Source organism: Streptomyces sp. DH41 (assembly GCF_029813785.1).
Taxonomy (GTDB): domain Bacteria; phylum Actinomycetota; class Actinomycetes; order Streptomycetales; family Streptomycetaceae; genus Streptomyces.
Map to the genome: position 1 here is coordinate 92,750 of NZ_JARVKY010000011.1, position 23,727 is coordinate 116,476.

At 68.8% G+C, this 23,727-nt stretch carries 17 protein-coding genes and 6 pseudogenes; 12 read left to right on the forward strand and 11 right to left on the reverse strand.

Going from position 1 to position 23,727, the window contains the following annotated elements; translation table 11 throughout:
• Positions 1-18 precede the first annotated feature (18 nt).
• Positions 19-597 carry a TetR/AcrR family transcriptional regulator gene (locus QC283_RS19410; RefSeq protein ID WP_279562835.1) on the reverse strand — a complete coding sequence of 193 codons (579 nt, stop codon included), beginning with the start codon at positions 595-597 and terminating at the stop codon, positions 19-21.
• Positions 598-743: 146 nt separating this feature from the next.
• On the opposite strand from QC283_RS19410, the gene QC283_RS19415 reads away from it, so the two are divergent.
• Entirely contained in the window at positions 744-2,213 is a 1,470-nt protein-coding gene (locus QC283_RS19415) for an MFS transporter (protein WP_279562836.1), read from the forward strand.
• Here QC283_RS19415 and QC283_RS19420 read toward each other — a convergent pair.
• Positions 2,166-2,806: pseudogene (locus tag QC283_RS19420) on the reverse strand (winged helix-turn-helix domain-containing protein); the annotation flags it as partial. The gene QC283_RS19415 and the pseudogene QC283_RS19420 sit on opposite strands and share 48 nt — an antisense overlap.
• Before the next feature lie 14 nt (positions 2,807-2,820).
• The gene (locus tag QC283_RS19425) at positions 2,821-3,183 is read right to left on the reverse strand and encodes an HAD-IA family hydrolase (RefSeq protein ID WP_336620654.1); all 363 of its coding nucleotides are present in this window, start codon (positions 3,181-3,183) and stop codon (positions 2,821-2,823) included.
• A 401-nt stretch (positions 3,184-3,584) separates the two neighbouring features.
• Here QC283_RS19425 and QC283_RS19430 point away from each other — a divergent pair, with 401 nt between their 5' ends.
• The 4 genes from QC283_RS19430 to QC283_RS19445 all read left to right on the forward strand — a co-directional run bounded on the left by QC283_RS19430 (position 3,585) and on the right by QC283_RS19445 (position 7,523).
• Positions 3,585-5,192, forward strand: coding sequence for an alpha/beta hydrolase (locus QC283_RS19430; RefSeq protein WP_279562838.1), 1,608 nt, complete (start codon positions 3,585-3,587; stop codon positions 5,190-5,192).
• 286 nt (positions 5,193-5,478) lie between these two features.
• Entirely contained in the window at positions 5,479-5,739 is a 261-nt protein-coding gene (locus QC283_RS19435; protein ID WP_279562839.1) for a transposase family protein, read from the forward strand.
• 260 nt (positions 5,740-5,999) lie between these two features.
• Positions 6,000-6,923: a transposase gene (locus tag QC283_RS19440; protein WP_279562840.1), complete on the forward strand. Its 924-nt coding sequence runs from the start codon at positions 6,000-6,002 to the stop codon at positions 6,921-6,923.
• Between the two features lie 66 nt (positions 6,924-6,989).
• Positions 6,990-7,523 carry a hypothetical protein gene (locus QC283_RS19445; RefSeq protein ID WP_279562841.1) on the forward strand — a complete coding sequence of 178 codons (534 nt, stop codon included), beginning with the start codon at positions 6,990-6,992 and terminating at the stop codon, positions 7,521-7,523.
• A gap of 16 nt (positions 7,524-7,539) precedes the next feature.
• On the opposite strand, the gene QC283_RS19450 is transcribed toward QC283_RS19445, so the two are convergent.
• Both QC283_RS19450 and QC283_RS19455 read right to left on the reverse strand, forming a co-directional pair.
• A complete protein-coding gene (locus QC283_RS19450) occupies positions 7,540-8,331 on the reverse strand; it encodes an ornithine cyclodeaminase family protein (protein ID WP_279562842.1) in 792 nt (263 codons plus the stop codon).
• Between the two features lie 142 nt (positions 8,332-8,473).
• Positions 8,474-9,112 (reverse strand): annotated as a pseudogene (locus QC283_RS19455) (PhzF family phenazine biosynthesis protein); the annotation flags it as partial.
• Between the two features lie 176 nt (positions 9,113-9,288).
• Between QC283_RS19455 and QC283_RS19460 the strand changes: the two are divergent.
• Both QC283_RS19460 and QC283_RS19465 read left to right on the forward strand, forming a co-directional pair.
• Positions 9,289-9,525, forward strand: a complete 237-nt coding sequence (locus QC283_RS19460) for a GntR family transcriptional regulator (RefSeq protein ID WP_279562974.1) — start codon at positions 9,289-9,291, stop codon at positions 9,523-9,525.
• Positions 9,526-10,020: 495 nt separating this feature from the next.
• Positions 10,021-10,529, forward strand: a pseudogene (locus QC283_RS19465) (AAA family ATPase).
• Positions 10,530-10,831: 302 nt separating this feature from the next.
• On the opposite strand, the gene QC283_RS19470 reads toward QC283_RS19465, so the two are convergent.
• Both QC283_RS19470 and QC283_RS19475 read right to left on the reverse strand, forming a co-directional pair.
• Complete coding sequence (locus QC283_RS19470) at positions 10,832-13,000, reverse strand: MMPL family transporter (protein ID WP_279562843.1); 2,169 nt, start codon at positions 12,998-13,000, stop codon at positions 10,832-10,834.
• A gap of 26 nt (positions 13,001-13,026) precedes the next feature.
• Positions 13,027-13,575: a TetR/AcrR family transcriptional regulator gene (locus QC283_RS19475; protein WP_279562844.1), complete on the reverse strand. Its 549-nt coding sequence runs from the start codon at positions 13,573-13,575 to the stop codon at positions 13,027-13,029.
• Between the two features lie 223 nt (positions 13,576-13,798).
• Between QC283_RS19475 and QC283_RS39610 the strand changes: the two are divergent.
• Together QC283_RS39610 and QC283_RS19485 are read left to right on the forward strand one after the other, a co-directional pair.
• A pseudogene (locus tag QC283_RS39610) lies at positions 13,799-13,963 on the forward strand (MFS transporter); the annotation flags it as partial.
• A 223-nt stretch (positions 13,964-14,186) separates the two neighbouring features.
• A complete protein-coding gene (locus QC283_RS19485; RefSeq protein WP_279562983.1) occupies positions 14,187-14,405 on the forward strand; it encodes a TauD/TfdA family dioxygenase in 219 nt (72 codons plus the stop codon).
• 259 nt (positions 14,406-14,664) lie between these two features.
• On the opposite strand, the pseudogene QC283_RS19490 reads toward QC283_RS19485, so the two are convergent.
• The 3 genes and pseudogenes from QC283_RS19490 to QC283_RS19500 form a co-directional block, all read right to left on the reverse strand.
• Positions 14,665-14,862, reverse strand: a pseudogene (locus QC283_RS19490) (sigma factor-like helix-turn-helix DNA-binding protein); the annotation flags it as partial.
• A 99-nt stretch (positions 14,863-14,961) separates the two neighbouring features.
• Positions 14,962-17,022: a HelD family protein gene (locus QC283_RS19495; protein ID WP_279562845.1), complete on the reverse strand. Its 2,061-nt coding sequence runs from the start codon at positions 17,020-17,022 to the stop codon at positions 14,962-14,964.
• Complete coding sequence (locus QC283_RS19500; protein ID WP_279562846.1) at positions 17,019-17,840, reverse strand: helix-turn-helix transcriptional regulator; 822 nt, start codon at positions 17,838-17,840, stop codon at positions 17,019-17,021. The genes QC283_RS19495 and QC283_RS19500 overlap by 4 nt, the downstream gene beginning before the upstream one ends.
• A gap of 830 nt (positions 17,841-18,670) precedes the next feature.
• Here QC283_RS19500 and QC283_RS19505 point away from each other — a divergent pair.
• Together QC283_RS19505 and QC283_RS19510 are read left to right on the forward strand one after the other, a co-directional pair.
• Positions 18,671-19,417, forward strand: a complete 747-nt coding sequence (locus tag QC283_RS19505) for an SAM-dependent methyltransferase (RefSeq protein WP_279562847.1) — start codon at positions 18,671-18,673, stop codon at positions 19,415-19,417.
• Positions 19,418-20,004: 587 nt separating this feature from the next.
• Positions 20,005-20,847: an SAM-dependent methyltransferase gene (locus tag QC283_RS19510; protein ID WP_279562848.1), complete on the forward strand. Its 843-nt coding sequence runs from the start codon at positions 20,005-20,007 to the stop codon at positions 20,845-20,847.
• A gap of 1,471 nt (positions 20,848-22,318) precedes the next feature.
• On the opposite strand, the gene QC283_RS19515 is transcribed toward QC283_RS19510, so the two are convergent.
• Positions 22,319-23,008, reverse strand: a complete 690-nt coding sequence (locus tag QC283_RS19515; protein ID WP_279562849.1) for a hypothetical protein — start codon at positions 23,006-23,008, stop codon at positions 22,319-22,321.
• A 192-nt stretch (positions 23,009-23,200) separates the two neighbouring features.
• Between QC283_RS19515 and QC283_RS19520 the strand changes: the two are divergent.
• Positions 23,201-23,632 (forward strand): annotated as a pseudogene (locus tag QC283_RS19520) (IS630 family transposase); the annotation flags it as partial.
• Between the last annotated feature and the right edge of the window lie 95 nt (positions 23,633-23,727).

Here is a 23,727-nt window from a genome sequence, read left to right on the forward strand (position 1 = left end):
CCCGGGCGCATCCGGCGGTCACAGCAGCCGGTCGACGAGCCCGTCGACGTACTCCGGGGTGAGTTCCATGCCGAACAGGACGCGGATGTACATCGGGGCGAGGATGTGGTCCAGCACGTCGAGCGCGGCGGGGACCCGCTCGCCGCGTTCGACGGCGCGGTCGAGCATGGACTGCATCTGCCGGGTGCGTTCGTCGCGGAGGCCGTCACGTGCCTGCTGGCCCTGTTGGCCCTGCTGGTCGGTGCCGGCGCCGGTGAGGGCGACGGCGAGGCGTACGAGTGCCAGGCCGTCGGGTCCGGTGATCTCGCGGGCGACGTTGGCCGCGTAGGCGTGCAGGTCGCCGGCGAGGCTTCCGGTGTCGGGCATGGGTGACTGCGCGTTGAGGCGGGTGAGCGTCACCTCGGAGAGAAGGTTCTCCAGGCTGCCCCACCGGCGGTAGATGCTGCTGTCGGCCACGCCCGCGCGGGCTGCGACCTCCCCGACGGTGAAGGTGCCGTAGCCCCGCTCGCTGATCAGATCGGTCACCGCCTGATGCACCTGTGCGCCGACGCGGGCGCTGCGCCCGCCGGGCCGCCGGGCTCGCTGTCGTTCGTTCATGCCTCCACCTTAACGCAGGTGAGACTTGCGTTTTGAAGTGACCCTCTATACAGTCTGCTAACGCAGCCACTGACTGCCTTAAAGCGCCCGAAGGCTGACCACGCCGGTCGTGGCCGGGCGCGATCGACGATTGAGAGGGATTCCCCATGGCTGCATCGCCTGCGACAGTGGGCAGCCGGCCGAACCGGGCCGTGCTGCTCGCGGTGACCTGCCTGGGCCAGTTCATGGTCCTGCTCGACAACACGATCGTCGGAGCAGCGCTGCCCGACATGCAGCACCGGCTCCACACGGAACTGACCGGCCTGCAATGGATCGTCGACGCCTACGTACTGCTGGTCGCCATGCTGCTCCTGTCCGGTGGCGTCTTCGCCGACCGGTTCGGCCGCAAGCGGGTGTACCTGACCGGCGTGGCGGTGTTCACCGCCGCGTCACTGTTCTGTGCCCTCGCGCCCTCGGCCGGCTGGCTGATCACCGGCCGGGTACTGCAGGGCATCGGAGCCGCGGCACTCGCCCCCGCCTCGCTCGCCCTCCTCGCCGCCGCCTACCCCGTACCGCAAGAACGCGTCAAGGCGATCGGACTGTGGGCCGGACTCAGCGGAATCGGCCTCGCCGCGGGCCCCGTGGCCGGCGGCGTGCTGACCCAGGCCTTCGGCTGGCCCGCCATCTTCCTCGTCAACCTGCCCATCGGGGTGGTCCTTCTACTGGTCGGCCTGCGCCACCTCACCGAGTCCCGCAACCCGAACGCCCCCGCGATCGACATCCCCGGGACGGCACTGTCCGTCCTGACCGTGGGCGTGCTGACCTACGGCCTGATCGAGGGCGGTGCCCGCGGCTGGACGTCACCGGTGATCCTGGGCAGCTTCGCTGCCTCAGTGATCCTCCTCGCCGCCTTCATCGCCGTCGAAGCCCGCCGCACCGCGCCCATGCTGCCCCTGCGGCTGTTCAAGCAGCGCCTGTTCACTGTGTCCAACACCGCCATGGTCGTGGTCGGGTTCGCCCTCATGGGCTCCTCGTTCTTCTTCTCCCAGTTCTTCGTCTACGTCCAAGGCAGCTCGATCCTGCGTGCCGGCCTGCAGACCCTGCCCCTGTCCCTCGCCATGGTCATCGTCAGCCCGTACGCAGGACGACTCGCCGCCCGATACGGCTTCCGCATCGTGGTCACCACCGGCCTCGCCCTGGCCGGCCTGGGACTGCTGGCACTCGGCACCGTCCACGCCGACACCGGATACGGGAATGTGTGGTGGCGCCTGGCAGTCGCCGGCACGGGATTCGCCCTGGCCATGTCCCCACTTACGGGAGCCGCCATCCAAGCGGTCAGCCCGCAGGAAGGCGGCCTCGCGTCCGGCGTCAGCACCACCGCCCGGCAGATCGGTGCCGTCTTCGGCGTCGCGGTACTCGGAGCCATCGTCCGCTCCCGGCAATCCAGCGGCGCCACCTTCGAGACCGGCCTCAACAACGCCTTCCTCACCGCCGGCATCGTCACTTTGGCCACCGCCGTGTTCACCGGACTACGGCTGGCGAAGCCCAAGCCCGCGGAAGGCTCCGCGGCACCGCGACGTTCCACCGATACGGACGCGGTCACCACTTCGCACGACGCACCCGTGACCGGCCGTTGACGGCGACACCGACCATGGCCGGGAGGAGCGCCGCCACAGGCCCCGGCGGGATGTGAGCCGGAATCCGGCCTCGTCCTCGAAGACGATCCAGGAGCCGGACGCCGCCGCGAGTCGTTTACCTGCGGCCACACCTCCCTCTTCCACAGTTCCACCGTGTGCTCGTCGCGCTCGAGTGCTCTGCGGGCGGGTGCCTGCCAGGACCAGCCGTGCCGTTTCAGCAGCCGCCAGACCGTCGCCACCGACAGGCTCACCCCCAGACGCCGGCGGATCACCGTCTGCACCCGTGCCAGGGTCCAGCGTTCGTCTTCGAAGCCGTGAGCTGCTGGTCCCTTGCCGAGTTCTTCCTCGAGCACGGCGAACTGGGCGTCTTTGACGGTCGGGCAGTTCGCCGGACCCGCCGAGCGCAGGGCCTCCATGCCGCCCTCGCGCCAGGCACGACGCCAGCGTTCCACCGACCGCACACTCACCCGCAGATCCTTCGCGATCACCGCCGACTTCTCGCCCGCCGCGAACCTCTGCCCGGCCTGAAGCCGGATCCCCTCACGAAACGCCCGACGCTCAGCGGTCAGGCCCCCACCCTCTGGATACCTCACCTCATCGGCATACCTCAGGGATCATGAACCGTCACCACCCGACGACAACCCGAAAACCTCAGTAGCTCGCGCAGCGCCTGCCGGTCGTCACGGAAGTGCGCGGCGCGGCAGCCCTCGGCCTTGGCCGCCTCGCAGTTCACGGCGAGGTCGTCGACGAGCACACACTGCCCGGGGTCGATGTCCGCGGTCCTCGCCGCCAGTCGGAAGATCTCCGGGTCGGGCTTGGGGAAACCCACCTTGCAGGAATCGTTCAGGAAGTCGACCTTTCCGGCCAGCTCCACCATGGGGTGCCAGTACGCCTCCCACTCGACGACGTTGTTCGACAGGATCCCCGCGGCGACCTCGCTCCCGCGCACGCATCGAACCGCGTCCGCCATCACCGGGTTCGCTGTGGCGCCCTCGAACTATTGCTCGCCGAAGGCTTCCACCGTCAACTCGCGGGTGCGGGCCTCGATGCGGACTACGCCTCCCGCCATCCAAACTCGTTCCACCCGCACCGCAACGAGGTGCGGAGACATGATCCATATAGGTGCTGCACTCGTCGACACCGCTGCTATGGGTGACGGTGCGTCACCGGCGCACGGTCGCACCCAGCGTCACGGAAACCTTGTGAGGGCCAGGAAGGTCCGTACGCCGACACCAGGACCGATCCCCCGAGCGAGCTACGTGTTTTTGTCCTCCCTGGGGTGACGCGCGCCACCGGTGGCCTCCTGTTGACTCGAATCGTCAGCGCAGCGGCCGGACAAGGCCGATCAGCCCAGTAGCCAAGGACAACACCATGACCACGACACGCAGTTCCGCGCAGCACGGTTTCACCAGAGGCCGCCGAATCGCCGCAGCTCTGCTGGTTTCCACGCTGGGAGGAACCACACTGGTCGCGTGTAGTGCCGACGCCAAGGACTCGACACCGGCCAAGGTCTCCGACAAAAACGTCGGCGAGACCGCGGGTGCCGCCAAGATAGTGTGGGGTACGTGCCCAGCCCTGGCCGAGGGAAAAACCCGTGACCCCGACCTCGCCTGTGGAACGCTGGAGGTGCCACTCGACTACCAGAACCCGGGCGGTACGAAGATCGACCTGGCGGTCTCCCGGCTGTCCACCGCACAGCCCGGAAAACGACATGGCGTTCTGCTGCTGAACCCCGGCGGGCCGGCCCTGGGCGGTCTCGGCATGCCCGAAACCATGGCGTCCACACTGCCGAAGTCCGTACTGGACCGCTACGACCTGATCGGTTTCGACCCGCGCGGCGTCGAACACAGCACTCCACAGAGTTGCGGTCTGAAGGACCCCGGCGTCCCCGGGCTCTTCCCCTATCCTGCCGCGGACGGCTCGATCACCAAGAACGTGGCCCTCGCCGAAGCCGTCGCCAAGAAGTGCGCCGACACGGTGGGCGAGGACCTGCGGCACTACAACACCGCCAACACCGCCCGCGACATGGACCGCATCCGCCAGGCGCTCGGTGAGCAGAAGGTCTCCTACTGGGGCCAGTCCTACGGCACCTACCTGGGCGCCGTCTACCGCTCCCTCTTCCAGGACCACACCGACCGGATGGTCCTGGAAGGCAACGTCGACCCCACCAAGGTATGGGCCAACCAGGTGGCGGACACCTGGGGCAAGGGCATGGCCGACCGATTCCCCGATGCCGCCCGCGTCGCCGCGGCGCAGGCCGACACCCTCAAGCTGGGCACGAGCGTCGCGCAGGTGACCCAGACCTACCTCACCCTCGCCGACCGGCTCGACCGCACGCCCGCGGCGATTCCCGGCGCACCGGTGTCGCTGGACGGGGCGCTGCTGCGGAACATGACCTACGCCCTGCTTCTGGACAACAACACCCTTCCCGTACTCGTCAAGTTCTGGAAGGCCGCCGACAACCTGGCCCACGGCAACACCACGGCCGCCGACCTCGCGGTTCTCAAAGAGGTGTTCGCCGCCGCACCGACGTCCCCGGGCATCCCCGCGGACAACCAGGCCACCATGTTCCTGGCTCTCACCTGCGGTGACGCCGAATGGCCGCACGACGTCGACGGTTACGCCGCCCGCACCGCCGCCGACCGCGAGAAGTGGCCGCTCACCGCGGGCATGCCCGCCAACATCTGGGCATGCGCATACTGGGACAAGCCGGCTGAGGCGGCTGTCAAGGTCGTGAAGGGCGGCCCGCGCAACACCCTGATCCTGCAGAACCGCCGGGACAATGCCACCCCGTGGGAAGGCGGCGTCGGGCTGCACGAGTCCCTCGGCGACGGCTCTGCCTTCGTCGGTGTCGACAACGGCGGGCACTCCGTCTACGGCGCGGGCTCAGCCTGCGCAGACAAGGCCACCGTCGGCTTCCTCGCCACCGGCCACCTGCCGGACAAGGACGTCTACTGCACCGACGTCACCCAGAAGTAAGCCGCCGGACCGCGGTGCTCCCAGTCCGGCCCGCTGTCCGGTTGGAGTCGCCGGGCCTGTCAAACCTATGGTGCAACCGGGGTAGTCGGGGCTGCTGGCGGGCTGCCGACAGGCGGCCCGTCGGCGTACGCGTGAACGTGGCCCTGGCGAGATTTTCGTGATGCTGGGGTGTGCCACCGTGCGCCGGTGACGCTCCGTCACGAGTACCGGCACTGTTGGCGAGTGTGGTGACCTCATATGGATCATGTCTCCGCACCTTGATGCGGTGCGAGTAGAACGAGTATGGGTGGCGGGAGGCGTAGTCCGCATCGCGGCCCGCACCCGCGAGTTGACGGTGGCGTGTCCGGACTGCGGTCGCGGTTCCGCGCGGGTGCACAGCCGCTATGGCCGCGCGCTGACCGATGTCGCTGTGAGTGGCCGACCGGTGGTGATCAAGCTGTCGGTGCGGCGGTTGTTCTGTGACGGCCCGAGCTGCGGTCGGCGGACGTTCGCCGAGCAGGTCGAAGGGCTGACGGCGCTCTACCAGAGCCGCAGCCCCCTGTTGTAGCACCTGGTGGAGACGGCCGGGGTACTCCTCGCCGGCCGTGGCGGCGCCCGGCTCCTGCAGATCCTGCAGGTACCGCTGTCGCCGACCAGCGTGCTGTCTCGCTTGATGCGCTTGCCCCTTCCGCCGGCAGTTGCCCCGCGGGTGTTGGGCGTGGACGACTTCGTGCTGTACTCGGACGTCTACGGCACCCTGCTGGTGGATGCCGGCACCCGGCTGCCGATCGAGCTGTGGGTCGGCCGCGACGCCGAGCGATTGGCCGCATGGCTGCGCGGACACACGCCGGTGTTGACGTGGTCTGCCGGGACGGCTCGCTGGTCTACCGACCGGGCATCGCCGACGGCGCCCCCAACGCGATGCGGGTCAGCGACCGCTTCCACCTGTGGCAGGGACTGTCGAAGCGGGTCGGAGATGTTGCCGCGGCCCACCGAGGATGCTTGTCCGCTGCGGTCCCCGAGCCCGAAGCGGCATCGCTGCCCGCGAGCCCGGCGGCACCGCCCGACGAGGCCGACACCCCCGCCCATCGCCAAGCGAAGCGGCTGTTCGAGGCCGCGCACGCGGTGACCGACGCCGGCCGCTCGCTCAACTCGGCAGCCCGCGAACTGGGCCTGCGCCGTCGCACTGTGAGCAAGTACGCCCGGGCAGCCACCTGGCAGGAATGCGTACGCCGGATCCCGCCTCGCCGACCGAGAAGTCTTGATCCATACCTGGAGTACCTGCGGCAGCGCTGGGAGGAGGGCGAGCACACCGCGACGGTGCTGCACGAGGAACTCGTCGCCAAGGGTTATGGCGGCCACTACCAATGGGTCAAGATGGCCATCGCGCCATTACGCCGCGGCCTTCCGATCGACACCCCACGCAAGCGACCGTCCTCACCACGCCAGGTCACCCGCTGGATCACCACCGCACCATCCCGCCGCGACCTCCACACCACCGAAGTCCTCCGACGGCTGCTCGACCACTGCCCGGAACTGGCACGAACCCACGACCTGGTGCGCCAGTTCGCCGCCATGCTCGACGCCGGCGACGCCCGCCCGCTGGCGCGCTGGCTCGAGCAACTGTCCGGTGCGCGCCTCCCGGCCCTGGCCAGCCTGGCCAACACCATCCGCGAGGACCAGCCCGCAGTCGTGCAGGGCATCACCACCCCGTTCGACTCCGGCGTCAACGAGGGCCGCATCACCGACTGAAACTTTTGTGTGGCGACCACCTACCATGGCGCCAGGGGAGGGACAATCGCGAGGGGGCGGATCGAGTTGACGCACGAGGACGTCCACGCCGGTGAGCACGGTACCCGCGCGCGGTGTCTGCCCGAGCCGTGGATGTGCGATGTCTTCCATCTCGATGGCAGCCTGAGGGACATTCGGGTCCTCGACGCGACCCGCGTTGAGTGGATCGCGGTCCTCGAACGCCTGGGTGTCGTAGCCGACGAGACCGAGGTGGAGCACCCCTACCCCCGGCTCGATCCCGTTCGGCCGTCCTTCGCCGACCTCTTCCGGGTCTGGGCAGACGAGCCGGAGGGCCAGGGGACGAGTTTCGCCTTCCGGGCCCGCTTCGGCGCCGTGTGGTTCTTCGCCCTGCCGTACGAAGAAGAGGAGATCGAGTTCTCCGTCTGGCCCGAAGACGTGCTTGACGGTGCGGGGGTGGCCGCCGTGCTGCGGTTCCTGGTCGAGGTCGCGACGGCCAGTCAACGGCCGGCCCTGCTGACCGCCGAGGTCGTCCGGTATGCCCCGGGTCTACCCACGCTGATCTCCCACGACCCCGTCACCGGCCTCACTTCTCACATCTGAATGGTGTGGTGGATGGTTAGTGTCCTTCGGCTCTGTCGGGACCGCCGTCGATGCGGTCCGCCGTCACCTCTCCGCGGGCGACAACGGTGTGGATATCGCCGTAGCGGAGAGCGAGTTCCCGGTTGTCGACGATGACCGGGGTGGCGCGGCGCAGACAGGCGCCGTCGAGTTCGCGTTCGGCCGGGGCGTCGGCGCCGAGGGCGGTGATGTGCTGGCCGGGACGGAGCCAGGGGCCGAACAGGATGGGGGTGGGGCTGGCCGTCGCGGTGACGACGATGTCGGACCGGCGCACGGCCCGCTCCGGATCGGTGACCGTGGTGACGTCGACGTGTGGGAGTTCCCGGCCGAGTCGGTCGGCGAGGGCGGTCGCGCGGCGGTGGTCGCGGTCCCAGAGCCGGAGCTGGCGGACCGGACGTACGAGGGTCAGGGCACTGGTCTGGAGCCAGGCCTGTCGGCCGGTGCCGAGTACGGTCGCGCGGATTGCGTAGGGGCGGGGCAGCGCGCGGGCGCAGACGGCTCCGGCGGCGGCCGTGCGGAGGTCGGAGAGGTGGTGCTCGTCCTCCAGAACGGCGGTGACGGCGCCGGTCGCCGCGTCGAAGAGGGCGACGAACCCGCCGCCTTCCGGCATGCCGCGTGTCTGATTGCCCGGGAGCCAGTTGGCGATCTTGACGAGGAAGTGACGGCCTCCCGGCAGGTGGGCGGCCTTGATGTGGGAGTCTCCGCCGTCGGCGACGTGCGGCACCATGACCGGCGCCTGGGCTCCGTCGGTGGTGCTGAAGGCGGTGAAGGCGTCGGCGACCGGCTCCACGAAGTCGGGGAGGCCCGGCGGCGCGGATGCGGTCGGCCGCGTACAAGGGGAAGTCGGGCAGGGGGTCCAGGGTTCCCCTGGCCACCGGGGTCACGTCGCCGCCGACCCGGATGTTGTGCAGTGCGTCAGGGCTGCCCTGGGGCAGGACGGTGAGCCGGCGCGGACGGCCGGTGAAGCGCCCCTGCCGCAGTACGAATTCCTCCTCGAGGGGTACGACGCGGCGCCGAGCCAGGTACACGCCGACGCAGCCGGCCGCGCTGCTGGTCGCGACGTCCTTCAGGACCCCGTCGTTGTTCCAGTGCCGGCCGCCCAGGGCCTCCACGTCGAGCAGATACGCGAACTGCGCTCCGTACCGTCCGGCCAGCTCCGCGAAGTCACCGCGGACGATCCTCGCCTCGGCCAGACTCGCCACCACCGGCACGATGAGATAGCGCAGGCCGGTGGAGACGACGCGCAGCGGAAGATCGGCGAGTGCCCGGCCTGGCAGGTTCAGGGCCGCGGCGACCTCCACCCTGTCCTTCGCCGACACAGTCGCTCGGAACTCCGGGGCTCCCTGGTCGAGTTCCGCGTGGAACCCGACGGGGGTGCGCCGCGTGGGCACCTCGATGGTCCTGCCGTTCATCAGATGGAGCGTCCAGCTTCGAGGTTCGGGGTTGCCGTCGCGCTCGTGCAGGACGGCGGCTGCGCCCAGGGCCGGGTGTCCGACGAACTCGAGTTCATCGAAGAGGTCGAAGACCCGGGCGGTGACGTAGTGGGGCCCTTCCGAGGCACTCAGGAAAATCGTCTCGAAGTGGCGAAGCTGAGCGTCTGCGCGGCGGACAGGCCGGGGTTGTCGGGGAAGACGGCCAGGGAGTTTCCGGTGTACGCCTTGCCGGCGAACACGTCGACATAGCGGTAGTTCAGGGGCCCCGGAGACTCGGCGACTGGCGCGCCGGCGGCGGAACGCCGGCGCGGCGGCTGGCCGATGCCATGGAGAAGGCCGTCCGCGACGGCCGGCTACCGCTCGGCGCGCAGCTTCCGGCCGAGCGTCTGCTCGCCGGTGAGCTCGGTTTCGCCAGGGACACCATGACGGCGAGCTACCAGATCCTGCGCGCCGAACAGCCGATCGTCACCCGGGCCGGCTCCGAGACAACCCTCGGCGGGCAGCCCTGGGTATGGCGGGCCTCGGACAGCAGCGCGAGAGGCGGTCCATGACCGCAGCAGCTCCATCCGCGACCTGCGCGGATACAACCTCGACAACCAGACCCGCTCCGACTGCGCTGCTTCGTAGACCTGTGGCGACGGCCCGGCTCGTAGGCTCGCGAATGGAGTGTGCGTCTATTGGCTCCAGCGCCCCATCCCGAGCCAGGCGGTGCGCGCAGCCACGGGCGCGGAACCAGCGCAGTACCAGCACGGCCTGCCAGAAGGGCTCCAGCCTCCGGGAGCCCTTCGGCGTGCCGATCCGGCGGCGGTGGGCGGCCGGCAGGCGTGCGAGGTACTGCACCACGTGGTGCGGAACATCGAGCGGGGCAACATAGGTGACCAACGCGGAGCCTCTGGTAGTTGCAGACATGATCTTGTGGTGACTGTCCTACCGGGGGCCTCACGCCTGCCTCCAAAGCGGGCTCGCACATCCGGCATGCCGTCTGCACACGAGAGGTCCACGTGGACACCGAACTGCGTTCCGCTGTCGTCCTGATCACCGGCGTGATGGCGGCGGGGAAGTCCACCGTGGCCGAACTGCTGGCCCGGCGACTACCCCGAGCCGCGCATGTGCGTGGCGACGTCTTCCGACGGATGGTGGTATCCGGCCGGGAGGAACTGTTGCCTGAAGAGACCGCCGAGGCCAGGTCCCAGCTGGAACTGCGCTACCGACTGTCCGCGCTGGTGGCCGACGAGTACACGCGCCACGGCTGGACCGCGGTCGTCCAGGACCTCATCCTGGGGGAAGACCTGAGCCGGTACGTCACCAGGCTGCATACACGGCCTTTGTACGTCGTCGTGCTGGCTCCCTCCGCTACAGCCGTACACAGAACAGAGAAGCCGAGCGCCCGAAGACGGGATATGGCAGCGCCTGGACGGTCGACGCCCTCGACCACGCTCTGCGCGAGGAGACGCCGCGCATCGGGCTCTGGCTGGACACGTCAGAGCAGACGCCGGACCAGACGGTCTCAGCGATTCTCGACAACCTCCCCGCCGCCCGGGTTCAAGCCGGCTGAAGGTCGACGCCAACTCGACCGGTGTGAGGTAGCCGAGCGCGGAGTGCCGGCGGCGTCGCTGGTCGTACGACCTCCAGCGGGTCAGTTCCGGGCGGGCCTAGGCATTCCCGCTACAGGGGACGTCGCTCGGGTGAGCTGAAGTGGTAGCCGGGGGGGGTGAGTCTGAGGGTGCCTGCCCAGGGTGGGGGCCACTTGCTGCCTCTACTGCGCGAGCGGGGCATGGTGCGGGTTCACGGGAGAGGGCGGGGACCGCTGTGCGGTCCCCGCCCTCCGGGCTGTGGGCCGGGCTGTCTGTGCTCGAGTCAGACCGGGATGGGAGTCTCGTCGCGCGTCTCCGCGGCCAGTTGCCGGTTCAGCTTCTCGCCCTCGATGTCGAGGTCGGGCAAGGCTTTGTCGACGGGCCCCGGCAGCCACCAGGCGGCACGGCCGAGCAGCGACATCACCGCCGGGACCAGCGCCATGCGAACGACGAAGGCGTCGACGACCACGCCGACGGCGAGGGCGAACCCGATGGATTTGATGATCGGGTCGTCCATCAGGACGAAGCCCCCGAACACGGACGTCATGATGAGCGCGGCGGCCGTGACGACGCGGGCGTTGTGGCCCATGCCGCTGATCATGGCCGCCTGCGGGTCGGCGCCGTGGACGAAGTCCTCGCGCATGCGGGAGACGAGGAAGACCTCGTAGTCCATGGCGAGGCCGAACAAGATGCCGATGAGCAGGATCGGCAGGAAGCTCACCAGCGGGCCGGGGGTGTCGACGCCCACCAGGCCGGCGAGATGGCCCTCCTGGAAGATGGCGACGGTGATGCCGAAGGTCGCGCCCACGGTGAGCAGGAAGCCCAGAGCCGCCTTCAGCGGCACCAGGACCGACCGGAAGACCAACATGAGCAGCAGGACGGACAGGCCCACCACCAGGAGCAGATACACCGGCAGGGCGTCGGCGAGCTTCTGCGAGACGTCGATGCCCAGGGCGGTCGCCCCGGTGAGGGCGATGTCGGCGCCCTCGATGTCCGCGACCCGGTCACGGATGTCGTGGACGGCGTCCTCGGTGGCGACGGCGGTCGGGCCGGCCTCGGGGATGATGGCCAGCAGGGCGGTGGTGCCCTGCTCGTTCAGCTGCGGCGGGGCCACGGTCAGGATGCCGTCGGTGTCCTTGATGAGGACGGTGGCCTTTTCGGCGGCCGCCCCGGTGGACCGGGCGTCGTCACCGTTGACGACGGCGATGAGACGGCCGTTGAAGCCCTCTCCGAAGCCCTCGGACGTCAGGTCGTACGCCTCGCGTGCCGGGGTGCCCTCAGCAGCGGTACCCGCGTCCGGCAGGGCGATGCGCATGTCCTGGGCCGGGAGGGTGAGCGCGCCCAGCCCGAGGATGCCGACGACCAGGAACGGCACACGCAGCTTGGCGACGAACCGGCCCCAGGCGAAGCCGAAGCCCTCGGCAGGAGGGCCGTCCTCGGCGGCGTACCCGTCCGCGTGGCGCTGCCTGCGCGGCAGGATCTTCTTGCCGGCGAAGGAGAGGAAGGCCGGCAGCAGGGTGAGGGCGACCAGCACGGCGACGGCGACGGTGCCCGCCGCGGCCAGGCCCATCACGCTCAGAAAGGGGATGCCGACGACGGAGAGACCGGCCAGGGCGATGACGACGGTGGCACCGGCGAAGACGACTGCGGAGCCGGCGGTGCCGGTCGCGCGTCCGGCGGCCTCCTCCGGCTTCAGACCCTCCGCGAGGTACTGGCGGTAGCGGGAGGTGATGAAGAGCGAGTAGTCGATACCGACGGCCAGGCCAAGCATCAGCGCCAGGACGGGCGCGGTGGAGGTCAGTTCGATCACACTGGTCAGGGAGAAGAGGCCGGCCATCCCTACCGCGACGCCGATCAGCGCGTTCAGCAGGGTCATGCCGGCGGCGACCAGTGAGCCGAAGGTGATGACCAGGACCACCGCGGCGACCAGGACGCCGAGCGCCTCGGTGGAGCCGATCTCCACCTCACCGCCCATGACCTCGCCGCCGTGCTCGACCCGCAGGCCCCCGGCGTCGGCGCCGACTGCCTCGTAGGCCGACTTCTGCTCGTCGGTGACCTCGTCGGCGGCCTTGTCGAACTGCACCTGGATCAGGGCGTAGCGGCCGTCCTGGGAGACCGAGCCGGTCTGGAACGGGTCCATGGCGGCGGTGACGCCGTCGATCCCGGAGGCTTCCTTCACCAGGGGCGCCACCGCGACGGGATCCAGCTTTCCGCCCTCGGGCGCGGCGAGGACGATGGTGCCGGTGGCTCCGCCGGCCTGCGGGAACTGCCGGGCGAGGTCGTCCAGCGCCCGCTGGGACTCGGTGCCCGGCATGGAGAACTTGTCGCTGGTCGGGCCCATCAGGGTGGCGGCGCCGACGCCCAGGAGGGTCAGCAGGAGCAGCCAGAAGGCGGCTATTCGGCCTCGTCTGCGGAAGGAGAACCGCCCGAGCCGGTACAGCAGAGTCGCCATGGAGGAAGAGTCTTTCCGTTGAGGGGTCAACTGGGGGTGTGGTCAAGCGTCCGCAGCGCACTGCGGATCATTTCGGCGCGCAGCACCTCCTCCGGCGCCACGTCGTCATCGGCGGCACTGGTGATGAAGACGGCGCCCAGCACCATCCATGCCGCCACCCGGGCCGGCGCCCGTTGGGAGCGGCCGGCCAGCGCGTCCAGCAGCCCGTCCGCCAACTCCCTGACGTTGAGGTCCTGATGGCAGGACATCTCGGCGATGTCCTCGAAGAGAAGCCGGATCTCACGGCGGAATCGCAGCGTCAGGTCGACGTATCCGACGACGGCCTCCTCCACCAGCCGGCCGCCGTCCAGCCCGGCCACCCGGTCGAGCAGCGTGGCGAGGGCGTCCCGGGCCGGGGTCAGCAGCTCGGTGAGGATCTTTTCCTTGCCGGCGAAGTGGTAGAGGAGTGACGCCTTCGAGCAGCCCGCGTCGGAGGCGATGTCCTGCAACGAGGTACCACGGAAGCCGTGCACGGCGAACAGTCGCAGTGCCGACTCCAGGATCTGACCGCGCATGGCGGAGGCGGAGCGTGCCATTCCCCAACCATAACTGTCCGATCGGTCAGTTCTGACCGATCGGACAGTGTGTCGCTGCGGATTGCATCACTCCTGCCCGGGACCTGTACGGGAAGCGGGGCCGACTTCGTCGACCCGAGCACCGAAAGCGTCGCCCATCGAGGAACACGGTGCTTCGGGGCTGCTTGCCGCCGGAGCCGGCCAAGGTGCCTGCCGGCCCGTCTTCCAGGCCCTGACCGCCGAGGTGGTCGACGCCGGTCGCAGGCAGCGGGCCAACGCTGCCATGACCCTGGCGGTACGGGTCACCACGTTCGTGGGACCCTCCCTGGCCGCGCTGCTCGCCGTCTTCCTGGACACGTGGGCGCTGCTGGTGGGCATCGGACTGCTCTGGCTGGTCTGGCTCGTCGCGACCTGCGTTCCCGGACGCGGCACACGGCCTGGGGCTGCGGAAAACACGCCGGAGCCTTCGGCCGGGACGGGCAGGGCGTCCTTTCTGGCCGAGTTTCACGGAGGGTGTCCGCAAGGCGCGCAGTCGCCCTTGGTTCTTCGCCGGTCTGGGCGCACTGGCGGCCGTCAAAGCCACCGGCTGCACCGCGACCGGTGTCGCCCTGCCGATCCACCGCGTCCCCGACATGGAACACGTCCGCCCCCAACTCGCCCGCCTGAACGATGCCGTGCGCGGCGTCGAACCGTCGCTGCCGCGTTTCCGTCTCAACGAGGGCGACATTCTGGTCCTCGACCACTACCGCTGCTGGCACGGGCGGGATGGCCGAACCGGTGAACGCAAGGAACGGTGGTTGCGCAAGCTCCCAAGCCCGGGGGCGCCCGCGGCCCTGACGCCTCTTGCTTGAGGTGTCGGGCCGCGTACCGGGCATCCCACCGCTCCGAGATCCCCGCGTCACCGCTCCGGCCACGAGGCGAGGAGAGCGGGTAGAGCGCGTCTCGCACACCGGATACCTGGTCAGGGAGCAGAGGAGGGTCACCGCCACCGCTGACGACGCCGCGCGGGCCTCGCCAGGGCCGTTCGGGAGCATGGTGAGGCCCATCCCCCGACGTAGTGGCCGTCGGTACTCCGAGGTCCGAGGGCGTCCGGGCGCCACGTGGTCGTGGTCAGGCGGCCGCCCCCGGCGGTTGGGCCCGCTCGGCGTCGTACAGGTCCGCATCAGGGAAGCGCGGGCCGGCCCTGGCGACACGGGAACGGGCGGACCCGGACGGGCATTCGCTGAGCACGGCCGCCTCCGCATGAGGAAGGCCGCCGAGTTGGGTGAGGACGAACGCCTCTCGGCGCTCCTCGGGCAGCGCGGCCAGCGGCCCGCTTCCCTCGGCACGCGGTGGTTGCAGGAGACGTGCGGGCGGGGGACGCTGGGCCGGGCAGGCGCCGCCCGTTGTCCGACCCTGACTCCGTTCCTATGCCGGCAGGTGCGGACTCGGCCGCTCGGTGTGGGTCACGGTGAGCCGGTGAAGAGCACGGGTGCAGGCGATGTAGAGCAGAGCGCAGTCGGCGGCCGATCCGTACTCGGCCGCCGACGCCTGGGCGACGATCACCGCGTCGAATTCGAGCCCCTTGGCGAGCGCGACGGGCAGGACCGTGACGTCGTGTTCGAACACGCCGCGTGAGTCGGCTGTCGCCAGGGCGATCTCGTCAAGTTTCTCGGACAACTGGCGGTGCAGGCTCTGTGCCCGCGCACGCGAGCGGGTGACGATCGCGAGGCGGCCGCTCCGTGCCGCGCGGAAGCGGCCGACTTCCTCGGCGATCCAGCCTGTCTCTGCCTCACTCGTGTCGAAGGCGAGCACCTGGGGCACGTCTCCGTGCCGGTCGATCGTCGCGACGTGGTGGCCACGGACCTTCGCGGCGAACTCCATGATCTCGGTTGTGGAGCGGTAGCTGCGGTTCAGCTCCATCACACGTGCGTCGTCGAACAGCCTCGAGAGATCGTCCAGCGTGTAGTTCTCGGTGTTGCCGAGCGCCTGGCCGACGTCGCCGAGAACCGTCATGTCGCAGGGGAAGATCTGCCGCAGCACCGCGTACTGCGTCGGGGAGTGGTCCTGCATCTCGTCGATCACGAGGTGTTGGATCTGCTCGTGGACGTCCGGTCCGTCGAACTTTCCCGCGACGAACAGAAAGGGGTAGACGTCAGCCCACTCCAGGGTGCCCGCCGCCGGCGCCCGGAACGTCGTCGGGGCGTCGTCGCGGCGGAAGAGCCCGCGGTACAGGGCCCGCGCACTCTTGACCGACAGCATGGCGGTGAGCGCTTTCGTCACCTCCCCGGCCCGCGGGTGGGACACGGCGAAGGGCCGGTCCACGCGGTCCCGTTGGCAGATGTACTCGGCCATCATGCGAAGGCGAGTCCTGACCGGCAGCGAGGGCATGCGCTCGTAACGCTCGCGTAGTTCCTCGGCGTCGACACGGCATCCCTCGACACGCAGCTCACGGGGTTCGAAACAGCACAAGACGGCTTCGGCAGCGGCCTGTTCCAACCACCGGTGGAACGAAAGCGTTGCCTTGGACAGGGCGCGAGCAAGGCCCGCGTCACCGACCGGTTCGGCGGAATCAACGGGTTCGATCGGATCGGTGAAGCTCAGGCGGTGACGCGCGAGCTGGGTGCGTGCGACGCCGGCGAGGTCGAGCGCGACGACCGGTTCCTCGCCCAGTTCGGGCAGTACCTCCGAGACGTACTCGGCGAAGAGTCCGTTGGGGGACACGATGGCCGTGTTCCGTGCCTTCAGCCGGCCACGTCGGCGGTACAGGAGGTAGGCGATGCGGTGCAGCGCGATGGAGGTCTTCCCGGAGCCGGCGACCCCCTGAATGACGAGAGTGCTGTCCGATTCGTTACGGATGATCGCGTTCTGCTCGCGTTGAATGGTCGCGATGATGGAACGCATGTGGGCGTCGGTCGTGCGCCCGATCTCTTCCAGCAGGATGTCGTCGCGGATGGTGTCCGACGTGTCGACCACGAGCCGCAGTCGCCCGTCCTCGATCTTGAGCTGGCGCTTGCGTCCGATCAGTCCGCCGATCTTTCCCGCAGGGGCCTCGTAGCTTGCCCTGCCGGGTTCGGCTTCGTAGTACATCCCGCCGAGCGGTGAACGCCAGTCCACTACCACTGTGCCCTCGGCGTCCTGCAGCGCGTCACGTCCGATGTAATGGATCTCCGGGATGCATGTCGTGTCTGGGGTGAAGTCGAGGCGGGCGAAGTAGGGGGTGCGGCGCATGGCCTCGAGCCGCGTGCGGCGGCGCACGGCGTGAGTGCCCTCAGCATCGATATCGCGCAGGAAGAGTTCGTTCTGGTACATCTCGCCGGGATCGATCTCGCCACGGTTGTCGGCCATGTAGGACTTCACATGGCGGTAGTCGAAGTCGTGGGCCTCGAGTGCCTCGGTCAGCGATTCGATCTTGCGTTCCAGGCGGCGCAAGGTGGTGGTGAGGTGGTCGGCTTCCACCCGATGGGCATCCGACGTCTCGGTGGTCACTGTGGTGCTCCTGAGGGGTCCAGATCAAGCAGTTGTGTGGGATAGCCGAACTCCACACACAACGGGGCGGGCCGGAATCCGAGGTCGAGAAGGGCTCGGCGATGGCCGAGGTCGGCTCTGTCACCTTCCCGGAAGGTGGTGACGGACAGTTGCGGATGACGCTCCCGGGCTGCGTGCAACAGTGTGTGCAGCACGGATGACCTGCGGACCAGTGGATGCACGGCGAGATACTCGATGTGCCCGGTCCTCGGTTCGATGATCATCGCTGCCGCGCCCTGTCCGTCGCGGTGGGCGAGCAGCACCTGGTGTGCGTCGATCCGGCGCAGGGCCGCGGTGTGCTCTTCGACGTCGAGCATCGGCAGCATGTCGACCGCCGCCAACGAGAGGGGGAGGAGGGTGTCGGTGTCTACCCGGTCGGTGATCTCCAAGCCGTCGGCTGTGCGGCCGAGGTCCCATCCGGTCTCATGGAACCGGTACGGCAGGAGAAGCGGGAAGAACCGCTGCGCATGTCGCCAGGCTGCCGGTGGCACGCCGTAACTCGCCGAGAAGGCGTTGGTGAATGACTGCCGCCCGCGGAATCCGTGGCGCAGGGCGACGTCGATGATCGGTTCGGACGTGTTGATCAGCGCTCGCGCCGCTTCCGTGAGCCGTCTGCGGTGGACGTACGTGTGAAGCGTGAGGCCGAAGACGCGGCGAAACGAGCGATGGAGGTGGTAGGGCGAATAGCCCACATGGGCAGCTATACGTTCAAGGCGCAGATCAGCCCGCAGGGAACGTTCGACGAAATCGACCGTAAGGGCGTGCTCGGTCGATCGCATTGTCTCCTCACAGTTAATTCCGCCCATATCCGGGCGTTGCCGGCAGATCGTGTGTGCCTTCAAGGCTAACCAGCGGCCGGACTGAAGGTTTACGCGATCTTGCGCAGTCATGGCCGTGTGTGAAGGTCGACCAGCCCCACGTCACCCGCCGGCATCTCCCGCCGGGCACGGAGCCTGGGACTCCCACCAGCGTTTTCGCCTAGCCCGCCTCGCCTATCACTGCTCGCGTCGCTCGCCGAGCCGGCCTGCGCCCCCCGTATCGCAGCGGCCCACTGTCGGTGCCGGCCCGGTGCCCCAGGACGCCGCCCGGTCTGTGACGGACCGGCTGGTGGGCAAACTCCTGTCAACCCGTCCGAGCTGGCTCAGAGACCCTCCAGGCCTCGGAGTCGGCGACGCCGGCGTCTTCGAGGAACTCCACCACACCGTGTCGCTGAAGGCGGGTACCCGAGGGTCTCGCCATGGCCGCTGCGGTGCAGGGTGACTCCCCGACCACCGAGGGCGAGGGCCGGTGCACGCCGAAAGAAGGCTCTGCAAGTGCGCTTCTGGTTCGGGGGGTTACGACCCGCTCGCCTGTCTCAGGCGGCTGCTGTCTCATGACCAGCCGTCGAGTCCGGCATCCGGCGGGCGACGCTCCAACGGTGCGGCTACGCATACGGAGACCCAAAACAAATTGGTGGAAGTGTCAAACAGAAGGCTCTACATTACTGATGTTCACGATCCACATGTTCTCAACGAGGTGTCTTCGATGACGGTCCGAGTATCGGCAGCCGACTCCGGTCGACTGTCCCCCCGCAACGCCATGACCTCATCGAACCGAAGGAACACCTCACGTGGATCTTCCACGCATCTTCACCGTTCGCGAAAGTAGCCACCGCATCCACAACCCGTTCACCCCTGGCAAGCTCGCCGCCCTGGGCCAGGCCCTGCACCTGGTACCCGGGTCACGCGTGCTCGACCTCGCCAGCGGAGCTGGCGAGATGCTGTGCACCTGGGCCCGTGACCACGGCGTCGTCGGGACCGGGGTGGACATCAGCACGGTGTTCACCGAGCAGGCCCACGCCCGCGCCGCAGAACTCGGCGTCACCGACCAGGTCACCTTCGTACACGGCGACGCCTCCGGCTACGTCGCGGACGAACCGGTCGATCTCGCCGCGTGCGTCGGCGCCACCTGGATCGGAAACGGCGTCGCCGGAACGACCGAGCTGCTCAGCCGTAGCCTCCGCCCCGGGGGCCTGATGCTGATCGGCGAGCCGTACTGGCGGCGGACCCCTCCGGACGAGGAGACCGCCAAGGCATGCCACGCCACCGGCATCGCCGACTTTCTGCTGCTCCCGGACCAGATCACGCAGTTCCAGGATCTCGGGTACGACGTCGTGGAAATGGTGCTGGCCGACCAGGACAGCTGGGACCGCTACACCGCGGCCCAGTGGCTCAACATGCGCCGCTGGCTCGACCGCAACATGGATGACGAACTGGCTGCCCAGGTACGGGAGGAGCTCACCACCGAGCCCGCCCGCTACGCGCGCTCCACGCGTGAGTATCTCGGCTGGGGAGTGTTCGCCCTCATGAAGCGCTGATGCTCCCGTCCCGTGCGGGGCCCGGCATACGGGCCTCGCACGGGGCACAGCGTCACGTACCGGTGTCCGTCGCGATCTGGCTCCGAGCGTGAACCCCTGCACGCCTCAGCGGTAGAAGTCCTGGCCCCGGTGTCTGGCATTGCCGCGCCGAGTGTTCCTGGAGGACGACCCCGTGCCGGAATCGAGGAAGCGACCCGGAGCAGCATCCGGTGTGTCCGCCGGGCACGACGGTGAGGTAGTCGGCCAGCAGCAGTACGCCGAACTCACCGTCAGCAGCGAACATTCCTCACGAACTTCTGCGGGTGCGGCGTTACGATGTGCGTCATGCGCCACTGAACCTGAAGTCCCACATGCCCGGCAGCTCGCCGCTCTCTGTGATGCCGTCCCTTCGGCTCCAGTGACTCCCGGCGCTGCCCATTCGGTATCTCCGTGACCAGGCAGGCACTCCTCGTTTCTCGGCGCTCACCCCTTTCAACGCACCTCACCCCAGGTGTGCCAGCCCGCGTTGAATCGGCTTCACGCCCTCCTGCTGCACGCACGAGACGCCGGTCTTCCTCATCGCCAAGACACTGCAAGGAAGCCCTCTCATGTTCGAACAGCTCTCGGCTGTCAACGTCCGCCCCGACGTGTACTCCACGATCACGACCCCGGAATTGTGGAGCGATCCCCACATCTCACAGCGGATGCTGACCGCCCACCTCGATCCGTACCTCGACCTGTCCTCGTATCGGGCGGCGTACGTCGAACAGGCCGTGTCCTGGATGATCGACCGCTTCGACGTCGGGAAAGGCCGTCGCATCGCCGACTTCGGGTGCGGCCCCGGCCTCTACACCACGCGCCTCGCCCGCACCGGAGCGAGCGTCACCGGACTGGATCTGTCAACTCGCTCGCTCGACCACGCCAGGGCAGTCGCCTCTGCCGAGAGGCTGCCCATCCGCTACCTCTGCCAGAACTACCTCACCTACCAAGAGGCGACACGCTACGACCTGATCATCATGATCATGCGGGACTACTGCGCACTCCCACCCGACGGGCGACGGGCAGTGCTCCGCACCGTTCACCGGCATCTGCGCGCCGGCGGCTCCTTCGTCTTCGACGTCGACTCCGCCACCGCCTTCAACGACGTACGCGAGCAGGCGTCCTACGCCCCCTCCCTCATGGACGGCTTCTGGTCCCAGCACCCCTACTTCGGCTTCCACAACACCTACCGCTACGAGCACGAGCGGGTGTCACTCGACAAGTTCGAGATCTTCGAAGCCGATCGCCAGCGGGTCTTCCTCAACTGGGTACGCTACTTCTCCCCGGACGAACTGACCGCTGAGCTCAACGACGCGGGGTTCACCGGCATGGAGATTCTCGGTGACCTCACTGGTTCCCCCTACGACGGCGAGGCGTCCCAGTTCACCGCCCACGCCACAAGCAGCGGCTGACGGCAGTACGGCACACCGGCGCCGAGACCTGCCGGAACACGACGGCGCGGTCAAATACGGAGAGGCCGTCAAGCAGGCCTACGAGCGTCAGGTACCCAGAAAGCACGTCTGGCCGGCCCCAAAGGTACGGTGACCGCAGTGATCACCGCGCCCCACTGTGGTGGGCATCGTCTTCGCACCGTCACTCGCCGTCGCCCCCGATGACCGCCCCGTCCGGCTGTCCCCGGCCCCGTAGCGGGCCGCAGCAGTACCACGTCAGGAAGCCGGCTGTACCGAGCATGATTCCGCCCTGCGGCAGGTCACCCCTGTACAGGGAGACGGCCCCCGCTACGGCAAGGCCCAGCGCGAGGGGGACCAGAAGCACGAGGGCCAGCACGGTCCAGACTCGCCACATGGTCCGCGCCGTGCCACTGGCAGCGTTCCACACCGCCCGCGCCACGTCCGCACCGTCCGCACCCGGCGTTCCGGTATCCGACGTCCCACTGCCCGGTGCCACCGGGGAAGGTGAGGGACTCGAGAGCGGTTGCGGCGGCCACGGCGGCACCTCCGGACCAGCGGTAGGGGGGTGAGGGGCAACCGGGAGGGCTGTCGGTCGGTCAGGGCTCTGCACCTGTGGGAGACCGGCCCTTCCCAGGAGTGCCTGTAGTGCCTTCCAGAACAAGACTCCCGCGCCGCACCATAACGCGAGCGACCCGATCAGGCCGATCCCCAGCGCGTCCCAGTACCAGGCCAGCAAGCCACACCCTCCGGCCATGCCGCACAGAGCCAGGGCCAGGCAGACCCGGAACTTCCACATACGCACGCCTCCACGGATAACAGGGACTCCTTGTGGGTGACGCACTCGTTGAGCTCTCAGTTGCGACCGGCCGGACCATCGCCGCGGCACACGCGGTAGCCACCGCGAGTTGCTCCTCGACCCGATCCGGTCCACGCAGTCGAACTCTGACCGCATCACGGACCGACACCGGCGAGGTGGCGCTCTGCACAAACCCTCCAGGCTTCCTGGAAGGGACCGCTACTCCCCCTGCACTGTCACACGCGCCGCACTGATCGACGAGGTTCGTGCCGGCTACAGCGGCCGGCGCGGCCTCGACGTGCATCTGCTGCTTCTCTGCGCCCTCGCGAACGCAGCCGGAATAGCAGGGGCCTCTCACTCAGGCTGACCTGGCGCCAGTGGCTGGATCGGTCCCGGCGCACCGGGGTCTTGAAGTCTGTTCCCGAGGACTTGCGGCACACCAGTAAGTTGCTCCGCTTCATGGTGCCCAGCCCGGAGGTTCAGGGACTTCGAACTCGATGACTGCGCTGCTCCCCGGGTGCGGATCATGGGGTTCCGTCGGCCTTGTGATGGCTCCGTGGTGTGGTGTCGAGGCATTGCCGCCGGTGAGGCGCCGGGGCACCTACGCGATGCGGGAGATCGAGTACGTGAAGAAGCGACGCCCTGTCGAACCGCGTTCGCTGTGCACATCCATGGTCAGGAGGGGGACGAGGCTGCGCGGGCGGCCTCCTCCAGTTCACGGACGACGGCCCTTTCGTCCTTTCCGAGGATCACCTCCTCGAGGCTGTTGTCGTCGAGGCGGGAAAATCGCTCGCCGCGTGCGAAGTCCTCCTCGCTCAGCACACGACCGCACCACTCCCCCAGTCCCGCGGTGCGGTCGTCGAAGGGGACGGAGGCGCCCTCGCCCAGCACCACCCACCGGCCGGCGGCCCACCGGAGCGCCAGCAGATAGGTGTGACCGGATTCCAGGCGAGGCGCGGCGCCCGTCGTTCTCGCGACCCGCCTTCCGCTCTTCCGGTACTCCGACCACCCGGCGGCCACCATTCCGAAGTCCTTCCCCAGCACGTGGCGAGGACGGCCGGCGGACCAGAGGACGTCGTCCACCGTGAACGTCACCATCCGCTGGATCTCCGCCCTGACCGGACCCTCGGCCATCTCACGGCGGTCGCCGTCGCGTTCTGCCGTCGCCGTGACCACGGCGACGTGGTCGGCGTGGGCGATCCAGTCCTCCGCCGTCCGTGACGGGTACTCGCCGCCGGGGCTGCCACAGCCGACGACGGTCCCCATCCCGCCGTACGCGACGAGGACGCCGGAGACAATCCCCACCACGGACATGACTGCGACTACCGGACGGCTCATCAGGCGGCCGGAGAAGATCGTGCGCACGTTGACCCAGACTCCTGTTCGTTCACTGGTCGCAACAGGTCGCCGGGCTGCCTCGCGTCAACGACGTCGCATCGATAGAGATGCTGAGTGGGTCACGTTGGTGCCAGGAAGGTGGGAATACTTACTGACCTTCGAAGCGAAGCGTGGTGTCGGAGGGCTGACGCCCCATGATCCCCGCGCTGTCCCGAGTACCTGAAACATGCTCAGGGCGGTGGCATGACCGACGAACGCCGGGCCTTCCGCGAGAAATTGCGGTTGGTGGCTGCCGAGCGGTTCCGGCACGGCGAGGAGAGAGCGGTCGTCGCACACGACCTGCGCGTCAGCGTCCGGTCGGTGCAGCGCCGGCGCAAACCCTGGTCCCGCGGCGGACCGAAAGCCCCGGCCTCAAGAGGGACGGCATCACTGCCGCCGCTGAGCGACGAACTGTTCGCTGTGCTGGAGCGTGAGCTGCTCAAGGGTCCGGTGGCACACGGCTGGCCGGACCAGACCTGGGCCCTGTCGCGGATCAAGACCCTCTTCGGGCGCCGGTTCCGCAAGAGCTACACCAAGAGCTGCACCGTGCAAGGGGTGGCCGCCCTGCTCAAGCGGCACGACTGGACCTGCCAGGTCCGCGCCCGCCGCGCGAGCCGTCCGGCCTGCCCTGCGGGGAAGGCATGGAGGGTCGCCTTCCTGGAAGAGCATGTCCGCCTGAGCATCGATCAGTTGAATGCCCAGTCACT

What these genes read in the sequence shown, in the direction of transcription:
- QC283_RS19510 (WP_279562848.1), top strand. Translation starts at nt 20,005, where the DNA reads ATGTTCGAACAGCTCTCGGCTGTCAACGTCCGCCCCGACGTGTACTCC.
- QC283_RS19475 (WP_279562844.1), bottom strand. Translation starts at nt 13,575, where the DNA reads ATGGCACGCTCCGCCTCCGCCATGCGCGGTCAGATCCTGGAGTCGGCA.
- QC283_RS19440 (WP_279562840.1), top strand. Translation starts at nt 6,000, where the DNA reads ATGGCTGCGCGGACACACGCCGGTGTTGACGTGGTCTGCCGGGACGGC.
- QC283_RS19425 (WP_336620654.1), bottom strand. Translation starts at nt 3,183, where the DNA reads ATGGCGGACGCGGTTCGATGCGTGCGCGGGAGCGAGGTCGCCGCGGGG.
- QC283_RS19485 (WP_279562983.1), top strand. Translation starts at nt 14,187, where the DNA reads ATGGAACACGTCCGCCCCCAACTCGCCCGCCTGAACGATGCCGTGCGC.
- QC283_RS19415 (WP_279562836.1), top strand. Translation starts at nt 744, where the DNA reads ATGGCTGCATCGCCTGCGACAGTGGGCAGCCGGCCGAACCGGGCCGTG.
- QC283_RS19500 (WP_279562846.1), bottom strand. Translation starts at nt 17,840, where the DNA reads ATGCGATCGACCGAGCACGCCCTTACGGTCGATTTCGTCGAACGTTCC.
- QC283_RS19430 (WP_279562838.1), top strand. Translation starts at nt 3,585, where the DNA reads ATGACCACGACACGCAGTTCCGCGCAGCACGGTTTCACCAGAGGCCGC.
- QC283_RS19410 (WP_279562835.1), bottom strand. Translation starts at nt 597, where the DNA reads ATGAACGAACGACAGCGAGCCCGGCGGCCCGGCGGGCGCAGCGCCCGC.
- QC283_RS19470 (WP_279562843.1), bottom strand. Translation starts at nt 13,000, where the DNA reads ATGGCGACTCTGCTGTACCGGCTCGGGCGGTTCTCCTTCCGCAGACGA.